The organism is Winogradskyella flava (assembly GCF_014243395.1).
Taxonomy (GTDB): domain Bacteria; phylum Bacteroidota; class Bacteroidia; order Flavobacteriales; family Flavobacteriaceae; genus Winogradskyella; species Winogradskyella flava.
In genome coordinates, this window is record NZ_JACLCP010000001.1 from 334,967 (window position 1) to 347,205 (window position 12,239).

The window sequence follows — 12,239 nt, forward strand, 5'->3', positions numbered from 1 at the left end:
ATACCGATCAATGTTGATATACTATGTCTTGTTATTAGTCATATTCAACAGCTGTATAGAGACCTTGGATCCTGAAGGACTTGTTGATGATTTTGAAAGTGTTTTGGTCATAGAAGCAACTATTACAAATGAGTTAAAACAGCACGAAATTAGATTGACCAGGAGTTTTAAATTTGAAGAAAATATTACCCCTTTAGAAAGCAATGCAGAGGTTAAGGTTTTGGATGATGATGGAAATGTAATTAGGTTCTTGGAAAGTGAGCCTGGCTTATATCTTTCTGAAGAAGCTTTTGAAGCACAACCAAATAAAAACTATCGCCTATCCATAACAACATCTGATGGGAGGAATTATGCTTCCGATGCAGCACAACTCACCCAAATTACACCAATAAATGAAGTCATTGCTCAAAGAGTTATAAATAATGGAGAAGACGGCATGGGCTTTTTTGTAAATACTTTTGATCCCACCAATAGCAGTAAATTTTATCGCTATGAATTTGAGGAGACTTATAAAATCATTGCACCATTCTGGCGACCAGACGATCTCATTACACTTACGGATGACCCAATTGATTGTTTTGTGCAAGAAGTATTCGTAGGGGAAAATAATGAACGTGTTTGCTATGGTACAAATATTTCTAATACTATTATTTTAACAAATACTTCTGGATTAGAACAAGATAATGTATCCCAGTTTTTAGTTCATTTTATTAATAAGAACAATTATATTCTAACCCATCGATACAGTATTTTGGTACGTCAGTTTGTTCAATCTCCTGCCGCTTATAATTTTTTTGAAACCTTAAGAAATCTATCTCAAAGTGATAATATATTTTCTCAAATACAACCTGGACTTCTTGTAGGCAACGTATTCTCTGCAAACAACGAAAATGAAATAGTGCTGGGTTATTTTGATGTCGCTAGTGTATCAGAACAGCGTATCTTTTTTAATTATACCGATTTTTTTTCTGAAGAACCATTACCACCATATGTAAACCCATGTGAACAATTTGCGCCGCCTGTGTCTTTATCTGGCACTTGCATATTGGCTAATTTTGTGAGGTCTGGTACTGTAGAGTTTGTCAGTGAAAATCCCGCACCAAATGCAGAGTTCCCAGGCCCATTTCTTGTGGTTACCGATGTTTGTGGAGATTGTACAGAATTAGGCAGTAATGTAGTACCACCGTTTTGGATAGATTAACAATATGATGAAGAAATCAATAATTATAATATTAATTTTTATGCTAGGGTCGATACGCTCTTTTGCGCAATTAAATAATAATGAAAAGCACATTGCAGCACATGGTTTAAAGAATATTCCACAGGAGAGCGTTTTTGTCCATTTTAACACAAGCCTACTGTTTGTAGGAGAACAATTCTTATATAAAATTTATTGTTTTAATAATGAAAGTGAGACTTTCAGTAATATCAGTAAAATCGCATATATAGAATTGATAGCTCAAAATGAATCTGTCGTCTTTAAACATAAAATAAGATTAGACACTGGTACAGGTGATGGAGACTTTTTTATCCCTACTGACCTTTCTACAGGAACTTATAAGTTATTCGCTTATACTCAATGGATGCGGAACCATGGAACAGCATCCTTTTTTGAAGCAGATATTGCGATTATTAACCCTTATCAGAAAGTTCCAAAAGACTATTTAGAAAAAAGTATGGATACCCTAGTTAATAAAGTAGTCACAGGAGATATAAAGCATCCAGAATCTACAAGCTATAATGAAGATTCTGAGGGATTAATCAGTTTGGATAAAACAGAACTTGGAAAACGAAAAAAACTTAGGATCACGATAGACAATAAAAACATTAATAATGTTAATTATTCTTTATCTGTACGACAACTTAACGATATAGTCAACTTAGAACCAGAACTTAGTGTAGGCTTTATCGAACGGTTAAAAAATTCACCAAAGTACAGCAAAAACATCACTCCTAATTTATCCTTTTTACCTGAGCTTAGAGGTGAACTTATTTCAGGAACTGTTGTGAACAAAGAAAATGATAGTCTCGTTTCTGGTAAAAGAATTGCACTTTCATTTCCAGGAAAGAATTATCTCTTTAAAGTTTCTACTACCGATGATTTTGGACGTTTCTATTTTAATCTAGATGCGCCTTACGAGAGTTCCTGTTCAGTTTTACAGCATTTTTCAAAGGATTGGAAAAGCGATACTATTTATTTTAATAAGAACCAAGTGCAGTATGAAGACTTAAAGTTTAGATCTTTTAAGCTCAACCCAAGCATGAAAGATTACATAGAGAAGCGTAGTATCGAAAACCAAATCGAAAATGCCTACATAAGCTTAAAATTAGATCGGGAATCAACAATCAAGCAAAATATTCCTTTTTACAGAGAGTTTAAAACGATCTACCATTTAGACGACTACACGAGATTCAATACTATTGAAGAAACCATTATAGAAGTTGTTGACGAGATGAGTATTAAAAAAACGCCACAGGAAAATCGAAGTTTTTATATAAAACCAAAAATTGAATATCAATATATGGGTTTTACAAATCTATTATTTGTTGATGGAGTTTACGTGAAAGACCAAGAGGCATTTATGGATTACAATGCCAAGAACATAAAAACAATTCGTCTCTCTCGAGACAGATATTTAATTGGTTCAATACCATATCAAGGTATAATCGCTATTGAGACTATTGATGGCGATTTCTATGAAAATTTTGAAGCTGACGATATCGAAAAACTAGACTTATTCGCTCCACAAGACAATAAAATATATTTTAAACAAGACTATCAAACTGATACAAATAATGAATGGGATCGTATTCCTGATTTTAGGAGACAATTGCTTTGGATTCCAAATATAACTCTGGACAATGCCCAAGTTATTGAATTGTATACCTCTGATATTCAAGGAGACTATCAAATAAACTTAGAAGGATTTTCATCCAGCGGTAAACCTATTAGTGCTTCAAAAACGTTTCGTGTTCACGAATAAGCCTGCAAAATTTCTTGTCAAATCATGCTATTACCTCGTAATCGCTTTAAATATATCGTTCCCGTTTGCAAACAACACTAAGGCAATTAAAATAAAGAATCCTACTATTTGAGCACGTTCTAAAAACTTCTCGCTTGGTTTGCGACCAGAAATCATTTCGTATAGTAAAAACATAACATGACCACCATCCAAAGCTGGTATTGGTAGAAGATTTAAAACCGCCAACATAATGGAAAGAAATGCTGTTAATTTCCAAAAGGCTTCCCAACTCCAAAAGTCCGGGAAGATGTCGTAAATAGCTTTAAACCCTCCAAGGCCTTTGTAAGCTTCAGTTTTAGGATTAAAAATAGCCTTAAGTTGAGAAAAATAATTAGTGATTGTAGATGCAAATTTGTTTCCGCCTTCCACGAAGCTCTCACCAAATGAATAGTCTCTTCGGGTAACTTCGTAATATCCAAGTTCCGTAAATCGTTTTGCATCAATTAGTCTAAAGATATTTAATTTTCCTTCATTATTGACTTTAAGACTTTTTGTAAGTACGTCATCATCCCTCAACACCTCGGCAGTAACTGTTTGACCTTTTAAGCTTTCTAGCTCGCCTTCAAATTGATCAAAATACTCAAGTTTTTTTCCATTAAGACCTAAAATCATGTCGCCTTGTTTAAGATCAGCTGATTTGTTGGCTGAAGAATCTGGTACCGATTCAACAATAAATGGATATCTATATCTAAACAGGTTTCTACTACCTTCATCTGATAATTGACCCAAAAAGTTTTCAGGAAGACTAATCACCTTTTCTTGCCCATCTCTTTCAATGGTCATTTGTTCAGCACCAATGATATACTGACCTATTTCAGAATCCTTTTCAATTTTCTGGTCGTTAATAGCCAATACCTTATCTCCTGTCTGAAATCCAGCGTCTTGAAGTACAGGGTTTTCAATTAAATAACCGCCTTTAAGACTAGCGATTTTTATATCCGTATCACCGTAAATAAAAGATACAAATACAAAAATCACATAGGCCAAAATAAAGTTTACCGTTACGCCACCAAGCATAATAATTAGACGTTGCCAAGCTGGCTTAGATCGGAACTCCCAAGGTTGTGGCGGTTGCGCCATTTGCTCCTTGTCCATACTTTCATCTATCATTCCGGCTATCTTCACATAACCTCCAAGCGGTAACCAACCTATACCATAAACGGTTTCCCCTATCTTCTTTTTAAATAGGGAATATTTAACATCAAAAAAGAGGTAAAACTTTTCAACTTTAGTTTTAAAAAGTTTTGCTGGTATAAAGTGTCCTAACTCGTGTAATACAATTAGTAAGGATAAGCTTAATAAAAATTGGGATATCTTAATTACAAATTCCATGTAGTCATTTTCAAATTTCGATTGACAAAAGTAACGTTTTCGGGCAACTTAGAAAATAATTGTAATTCCAATCGATTTATTTTTAACAATGATTTATAAATCAGACGATTTCAAGGACACATATATGTTAAAAAAGTTCTTGAAAATTAAGCGTAATCGTAACTTTGCAATCTAATTTTTGAAGCAAAATTTATGTCCTTTCTTTCATATTTTAAAACCTATAAAAAATTCGGAGTATTCTTCTCAATATTATGTATTATCATTATTACTATCATATACAACATACTCAATGTAAAACCAAAATTACCGGTCTGGAACCCAGTTTCAGTGAGCGAAGAATTAGTTGATAGTTCCATTCAACATAAAGCCAAATATCACACGATTGCAGATTTCAGTTTAACCAATCAAAATGGGGAAACTGTAACCCAAGACACTTATAAGAACAAAATTTATGTGGCTGATTTCTTTTTTACGACTTGTCAAACCATTTGTCCTATTATGACAGATCATATGTACAAAATTCAAAAGGAAATTCTAAATGATGATGATGTCATGCTACTCTCACATTCCGTCACGCCTAAAATTGATAGCGTTGCCCAGCTTAAAAAGTATGCAAAGGAGAAAGGTGTTATAAACCGTAAGTGGAATTTAGTTACTGGTGATAAAAAACAAATCTATGAGTTGGCGAGAAAAAGTTACCTAGCCGTTAAAACAGATGGAAATGGGGATGAATACGACATGATTCACACCGAAAACTTTTTGCTCATAGATAAAAAGCGACGAATCAGAGGGTTTTATGATGGCACGCAGCCAGAGGATATTGAGAAACTTCTGGAGGACATTGAAACCCTAAAGGACGAATCTTAAATTCTTTAAAAAGGGTTTTACGTCCTTAAATTTTTAGCTTATTTTTGCTTCTTTAAATTCATTCTAAATAAAAATAAGGTTGACATTAGCAGATCTAAAACGTGGACAGCAAGGTATCATTACTGATGTTTCTTCTATCCATATTCCATTAAAGCTTTTAGAAATGGGATGTCTGCCAGGCAATTCTGTAGAGTTGGTTCAAGTGGCACCTTTCGCGGATCCCATGTATCTTAATATTAACGGTACGCATCTAGCCATTAGAAAAGAAACTGCTATGCACATTTTAATAGAAACAGTAGATGAGTAAGCAAATTAATGTGGCCTTAATAGGGAATCCAAATACAGGAAAAACTTCCGTTTTTAATGCGCTAACTGGTCTTAATCAAAAAGTCGGTAATTATCCAGGGATTACGGTTGAAAAAAAAGAAGGTATCTGCAAATTGCCCCGAGGTGTAAAGGCACATATCATTGATCTGCCAGGAACTTACAGTTTAAATGCCTCGTCGCTTGATGAAAACGTCGTTATAGAATTACTGTTGAATAAAAATGACAAGGACTTTCCCGATGTTGCCGTCGTCGTTAGTGATGTCGAAAATCTCAAGCGTAACCTTTTACTATTTACTCAAATCAAGGACTTAGAAATCCCAACTATTTTGGTCATTAATATGTCTGACCGCATGGCTTATAAAGGCATTTCGCTTGATATCGACTATTTAGAGCAGCAATTGGAAACTAAAATTGCACTCATAAGTACCAGAAAAAATAAGGGCATCAGCGAATTGAAAGAACTCATCACTAATTTTAAAGAGCTTTCAACCCGACCTTGTATGAATGCGTCTTCAATAGATGATGATTATTTTAATAACCTCAGAAAAGCTTTTCCTAATCAGTTGTTATATAAACTCTGGTTAGTGATTACCCAAGATGTCAATTTTGGTAAAACGGACAGAAAATCCATTGATGCAGTTTCTGATTTTAAGACAAAATCCAAAGCGGATTTAAAACGACTCCAACAAAAAGAGACCATAAAACGTTATCAGTTTATCAACGATACACTTAAAAAAGGTCAGACCATAGATTTGGCTACGGCCAAAGATCTAAGAATAAAACTGGATAGAATTTTAACCCATAAAGTTTGGGGTTACCTGATATTTGGTGTTATACTTCTAACTATTTTTCAAGCCATATACGATTGGTCTAGTGTTCCCATGGATTTTATTGATAGTACTTTCGCTTCCTTTAGCGAGTGGACTAAAAGTGTGCTTCCGGAGGGTGCGTTTACTAATCTTATTGCCGAAGGTATTATTCCAGGACTCGGAGGCATTGTTATTTTTATACCACAGATTGCATTCTTATTTCTATTTATTTCTATTCTCGAAGAGAGTGGCTATATGAGTCGCGTTGTCTTCTTAATGGATCGTATCATGCGTCGTTTTGGATTGAGCGGAAAGAGTGTAGTGCCTTTAATTTCAGGTACTGCTTGTGCCATCCCAGCAATTATGGCTACACGTAATATTGAAAGTTGGAAAGAACGACTTATCACTATTCTAGTGACGCCATTCACAACCTGTTCTGCAAGACTTCCTGTATACCTTATTATTATTGCATTGGTTATTCCTGAAGGGCGATTTTTTGGACTGAGCTATCAAGCCTTAACCTTAATGTTACTTTACCTCATTGGATTTGGTGCAGCAGTCGGATCTGCTTGGATTCTACATAAAATCCTTAAAATCAGAAGTAAGACATTTTTTGTCGTGGAAATGCCTAACTATAAGTTGCCATTGCTTAAAAATGTTGCCTTAACCGTTTTAGAAAAAACAAAAGCTTTTGTGTTTGGTGCTGGTAAAATCATTTTGGCTATCTCAATTGTGTTATGGTTTTTAGCCTCTTATGGTCCAGGTGAAAGTTTTAACAATGCTGAAACCATTGTCACTGAGCAATATGCTTCAGAGAATTTATCTGAGGAAGAACTACAACAAAAAATAGCATCCCATAAACTCGAACATTCGTTTATCGGCATTGCTGGCCATGCTATAGAACCTGTCATTAGGCCATTGGGTTATGATTGGAAAATAGGTATTGCTATTGTAAGCTCTTTTGCGGCACGGGAAGTATTTGTAGGCACTTTAGCGACTATTTATAGTGTGGGGAGTGACGAAGAAGAAACCATCAAAAACCGAATGGCAGGTGAAGTTAATCCAATTCTTGGTGGTCCGTTGTTCAATTTTGCTTCTGGTATCTCCCTCTTACTATTTTATGCCTTTGCCATGCAATGTATGAGTACTTTAGCTATTGTAAAGCGCGAAACTAATTCTTGGAAATGGCCGATGTACCAACTCGTGATAATGAGTGGTTTTGCTTATATTGTAGCATTAATAGCTTTTCAAATTTTGAAATAAATGAATATAATTATTCAAAACATATTAGTCTTTTCTGCTTTAAGTTTAGCACTTATATTTTTGGTGCGAAAATTCATTTGGAAGCCTAAGAAAGCGTCTACAAAAGCTTGCGGAAGCGATGATAGTTGTGGATGTTCTTAATTATAATGATTAGTTCTTTACAAATCGTATAGTTTCAATTTGGTTTCCTGCTTTTACCTTTGCAAAATAGTATCCATAACTATACTTAGCTACATCCATTTGTATATTCCGAGTTCCATTTCCTTTTATAATCTCTAATTTTTGACCTAGTATATTGAACAGTTCGACTTCTGAAATTGTATTATGTGCTTCAATATTGAAAAAATGCTGTGTTGGATTTGGATATGCCTTTAAGTTTTCAAAAATTGAAATATCTGTCGTACTCAATGACGTTTCATTAGCAGCATAAATCTTAAACGTTATATTAGTTGGGAAGTTATAGCCTGAACCTGGGAAAGTATCTAAATCTAAATGAATTTCATGAGATCCAGTATTTGAATTATAATATAATGAGTGTTCAAAATAAAAACTACTACCTGATCCTTCAGGTATAATAGGCTCAGCAAATACTATTGCATCTGGATTATTGTTTAGAAATGGATGTGATAAAGAACTAAAATAAGCATATTCTGTTACAGATATCACAATCTCATCTACGTTTTGAGGGGTGGTAATGTGATCATAGAGATAGACACTAGAAGTATCTCCTATAATATTATATTCTGCATTTATGGGAATGTTAAAGCTTGGTTGACACCGAATCACCCATTCACCTGAACCATAAAAGTTATAATTTAGATTTACTGGGAGATCATTAAAAATCTCATTGTCATCAACATTCTTTGAACTTACAAGATTCCATGTATCATCATTGTTTGTTAATGGATTATCAATCACTGTGGCGTATGGTGCAACTGGAAAAATAGAGTTAGCTATTGCCGTATGAGTGAAATTACCATTTTGTGATCCGGGAGTATCTCTTGGAGCATAAATCACATTAAAAATTCTACCTGATGCCATAGTTATATTTGGATCATCATATTTAATATAATGTCCACCAATTAAGGCGTCGTAACCAACACTAATAGGATTAACCACACCAGCAATGGCATCAGTTCCGTATTGTGCATTGCGCACTTCTTTAGCAATTACAACCATATCAGGATTAATATCAGGTATGTTAAGAACTGAAATATTCTGTATTGGTGGGATCCCTTTGTCTGTTATATGCCTCTTAACACCAACTTGCGCTTGGCTTATATGGCTTAGGATTATAAGAAATGAAATTAAAGTAATTGTCTTCATAGCTTTATTATTATTCTGTGATTTTTGAGTAAGTTGCTTCCGCTGAAAGATCCGGGTTTCCATTAAGATTATCTTGTGAAAATTGCATGGTATTTTCATTTAGGAAGGATACAATGACTGACAAAATCACAATATCATTTTCGTCCACTACTTCTAAAACATTTCCCTCTAATAAATTATATAGATATTCATCTGAAATAATCTCGTTTTCACAATTGACCCCTTGCCTTGTTATATCTTGATATGTAGTCTCAGTAATGTTTACTTCTACTAGGCAATCTGGAGTAATGTCTGTATCTGGTTGTCCATTTTCTTTAATAATGAATTGTTCCATACGCCATCTAAACTGCATATCTCTTTCAAAATCTTCTAAAGTACGTGTTAACCCACCATCATCACCGTTGTTGCAGGCAACAAACAAAGAAGCGATAATAAGTATCATTACATTTTTGAAATTTTTCATAACTCTAAGTTTTAAAGATTTACATTTTAAAGGTATTGCTTTAAGGACTTTAAAAAAGAGAGAGTTACTGTACACTAGCCCAGTAATGGTAAGTGTGTTGTTTTTAATGGTAACTGCTAAAAGTTAAGCAACTCTTGAAGTAGTTTCTTCTTTCTACTTGCTACAGGAATAGTAGAATCATCATCTAAAATAACAGCATCAGCAGATTTATGGAGGGCTTTTATTCTGTTAAGGTTAATGAGATAAGAATGATGACAACGAAAAAATTGTTTTTTACTTAATTGTTCCTCAAAAGTTTTCAAGGATTTTGATACTAACACTTTTTTATTTCCACTACAGAAAAAGTGTGTATAGTTATTATCAGCTTGAGCATAATAAATATCCTGTAAATCGACCACATGGGTTAAATCGTGATTTTTTAGAACAATTCGCTGGCTTTGTTGTTGTGATTGTAGATTGTGAAAAAAAACTTCTATCTGTTTGTAATAATTTTCTTGTTGAATAAGGTCTAGAGTTCTTAATACTTCTGTTTTTAACTCATTATCTGAATACGGTTTTAAAAGATAACTTAAGGCACTAAATTTAAACGCTTCTATGGCATACTCACTATGTGATGTGGTAAAAATAAGTTTAGAATTTTTAAGATTGGCTTCCCTTAATGCATCAAATACAAGCCCATCACCTAGGTGAACATCAGCTATAATGATATCATAAGAGGAGGTGTTTAATTTTTGTTTAGCTTCTTCTAAACTAAACACTTGGTCAATATTGCTAAAATGTTCCTTAACCAAAGCTCTATTGACGTTACTTTGCTTAATACTGTCCTCTATAATGATACACGAAACTGTCATTAATTTCTCAAAAAAATATTGGGCAAGTAATTATAATTATAGTTCCAGAATCTTCATTAGAGACTGTTTGCACATCAATTTTAAAACCATGAAGTTTTTCATAGTTATTAATACGTTGATCTATAATTTTAGTACCCATAGATTGATGTAAGTGTTTTCCTAATTCGCTCTTGGATTTAGAAAACCCTTTTCCATTATCTTCTACTTTTACTACCAATTCATTGTTCTGTTCTAAATACTGTATTTTAATTTCACCATTGTCAACACTTTTAATACCATGTAGAACAGCATTTTCAACAAAAGGCTGTACCAACATTGGTGGGATTTTGATATAATGCATATCTAAAGATTCATCAACATGTATTTTAAAATTAAAGCTGTAATCATGAACAAGTTGTTGTAATTGTAAGAACTTAGAAATAAGGCTAACATCGTCTTCAACAGAAACGAACTCTTTATCAGAACCTTCTAAAATCAGGCGCATCAGTTTACTGTAAGATGATAAATGCTCTGAGGTTTCGTTACTTTTATCAGGATCTAAATTCAATTTTATTTCATTCAACGCATTAAACATAAAATGCGGATTCAGTTGTGTCTGCAATAGTCTAAAATTGAGCTGAGAATAATTAAGATCTTGCTTGGCTCTATAATTTCTATACAATAAAAACCCTAATAGCAGTAATAAAACACTTCCTGCCAAGCTTCCAAATAAAGTGAGTCTTTGATTTGAAATCTTTTCGGCTTTTGCTTCATTTTGAAAATTCAAGGATTCTATTTCTTGTTGCTGCTTTTCATTTTGATAACGTTCAATAATTTCTCTTGTAGAAATACGCGAATTTTTTGCGTTTAAGCTATCTCTAACTACATTAGATGCTTCCATAATTTCAACTACTTTAGAAGTATGCCCTAGCTTTACATAAGCACCTTTTAAGCCATCATAAGCTTTCAATTTTAAACTGTCTTTTGCGTCCTTTAAAGCATCTTTAAAATAAGCAATAGCCTTTTGGGTATCATTCTTAAGTAAATAGATGTTTCCAGCAAAAATCTTTGGGTCAGACGTAAGTACATCCGATTTAATCTGAGATTTCACTTCTATTTCCTTTAAGGCATACTTAAGGGAACGGTCGTAATCCTTTTGTCTAAAATAGCTGCGTTTTAGATTATTATAGGTTATTCCTAATAATCTTTTATCATTTTGACCAGTAGCAATGCGTTCAATATCCAATGATAAATCAATAAATTTCTGATAGTCATAGCCTACGGTCACGCCATCTTCGTAAAGCTGATTCTTGTGCTTTTCCATTAATTTAGAATTAGGCGAAAAAGTCATGGATTTTTCATAAAATTTTGATGCTGACGTTTTATCACCCCCAAGTTCATAAGTAATACCAAGTGATAAATACGTTAGTGAAATCCCTCTGTTATTTTTTGCTATAAGAAATGAATTTAGAGCTTTTGCATAATTGACTAAAGCACTATCAGATTGCCTTTCTTGCCGATATGCATCACCCATTGATTTATAGGTTCTACCTATGAGATTATTATCTAACCGATCTTCATGATTTAGGTTGAGTTTCAAAATACCTATTGCAGAAAGGTAATTTTTTTTATACCATAATATTTCTGCTGTTTTAAGTCTACTTTCTGCAACTATTGATATATTTTTTAGTTTTTCTGAAATTTTTAAAGCTAAATCTGCATAAAAAAGTGCGCTATCTAAATTGGATTTCTTGAACTGGTCTGCACTATCGATAAATGTTTCTATTTTTTTGATTTTGGAAGAATCTAAGGCTTTTGATTCAGAATTTTGGGAATATAAAACCATTGAACAAAACAATATTGCAAAAAAATGAAGACGACCTAACATGAAAATAATTAATAGCCCTTTAAAGGTAATAAAAAAATTATGTCATTAATTGCTTTCTCCTGTAGAGTTCTAACTAGATTGTAAAAAATTTAGCTATATTTGAAAAATTTT

At 33.4% G+C, this 12,239-nt stretch carries 11 protein-coding genes; 6 read left to right on the top strand and 5 right to left on the bottom strand.

The features are described from left to right. Positions 1–10 precede the first annotated feature (10 nt). On the top strand, positions 11–1,201 hold the full coding sequence (locus H7F21_RS01415) for a DUF4249 domain-containing protein (RefSeq protein WP_185787449.1): 1,191 nt from the start codon (positions 11–13) through the stop codon (positions 1,199–1,201). Between the two features lie 40 nt (positions 1,202–1,241). Next, complete coding sequence (locus tag H7F21_RS01420; RefSeq protein ID WP_185787450.1) at positions 1,242–2,984, top strand: hypothetical protein; 1,743 nt, start codon at positions 1,242–1,244, stop codon at positions 2,982–2,984. Positions 2,985–3,014: 30 nt separating this feature from the next. Here the strand turns inward: H7F21_RS01420 and rseP are convergent, their stop codons facing one another. Beyond that, the gene (gene rseP, locus H7F21_RS01425; RefSeq protein WP_185787451.1) at positions 3,015–4,355 is read right to left on the bottom strand and encodes an RIP metalloprotease RseP; all 1,341 of its coding nucleotides are present in this window, start codon (positions 4,353–4,355) and stop codon (positions 3,015–3,017) included. Between the two features lie 192 nt (positions 4,356–4,547). Between rseP and H7F21_RS01430 the strand changes: the two genes are divergently transcribed. The 4 genes from H7F21_RS01430 to H7F21_RS17615 all read left to right on the top strand — a co-directional run bounded on the left by H7F21_RS01430 (position 4,548) and on the right by H7F21_RS17615 (position 7,762). Next, positions 4,548–5,222, top strand: coding sequence for an SCO family protein (locus tag H7F21_RS01430; protein ID WP_185787452.1), 675 nt, complete (start codon positions 4,548–4,550; stop codon positions 5,220–5,222). A 73-nt stretch (positions 5,223–5,295) separates the two neighbouring features. Beyond that, positions 5,296–5,529, top strand: coding sequence for a FeoA domain-containing protein (locus tag H7F21_RS01435; protein WP_185788525.1), 234 nt, complete (start codon positions 5,296–5,298; stop codon positions 5,527–5,529). Next, positions 5,522–7,621 (top strand): ferrous iron transport protein B, encoded by a 2,100-nt coding sequence (gene feoB / locus H7F21_RS01440; protein WP_185787453.1) that lies wholly within the window; start codon positions 5,522–5,524, stop codon positions 7,619–7,621. The genes H7F21_RS01435 and feoB overlap by 8 nt, the downstream gene beginning before the upstream one ends. Continuing rightward, positions 7,622–7,762, top strand: a complete 141-nt coding sequence (locus H7F21_RS17615; RefSeq protein WP_246431396.1) for a FeoB-associated Cys-rich membrane protein — start codon at positions 7,622–7,624, stop codon at positions 7,760–7,762. A gap of 9 nt (positions 7,763–7,771) precedes the next feature. Here the strand turns inward: H7F21_RS17615 and H7F21_RS01445 are convergent, their stop codons facing one another. The 4 genes from H7F21_RS01445 to H7F21_RS01460 form a co-directional block, all read right to left on the bottom strand. Beyond that, complete coding sequence (locus H7F21_RS01445; RefSeq protein ID WP_185787454.1) at positions 7,772–8,947, bottom strand: T9SS type A sorting domain-containing protein; 1,176 nt, start codon at positions 8,945–8,947, stop codon at positions 7,772–7,774. A 10-nt stretch (positions 8,948–8,957) separates the two neighbouring features. After that, on the bottom strand, positions 8,958–9,410 hold the full coding sequence (locus H7F21_RS01450) for a hypothetical protein (protein WP_185787455.1): 453 nt from the start codon (positions 9,408–9,410) through the stop codon (positions 8,958–8,960). A gap of 116 nt (positions 9,411–9,526) precedes the next feature. After that, positions 9,527–10,261 (bottom strand): LytR/AlgR family response regulator transcription factor, encoded by a 735-nt coding sequence (locus H7F21_RS01455; protein ID WP_185787456.1) that lies wholly within the window; start codon positions 10,259–10,261, stop codon positions 9,527–9,529. Positions 10,262–10,268: 7 nt separating this feature from the next. After that, positions 10,269–12,086: a tetratricopeptide repeat-containing sensor histidine kinase gene (locus H7F21_RS01460; protein WP_185787457.1), complete on the bottom strand. Its 1,818-nt coding sequence runs from the start codon at positions 12,084–12,086 to the stop codon at positions 10,269–10,271. Positions 12,087–12,239 lie beyond the last annotated feature (153 nt).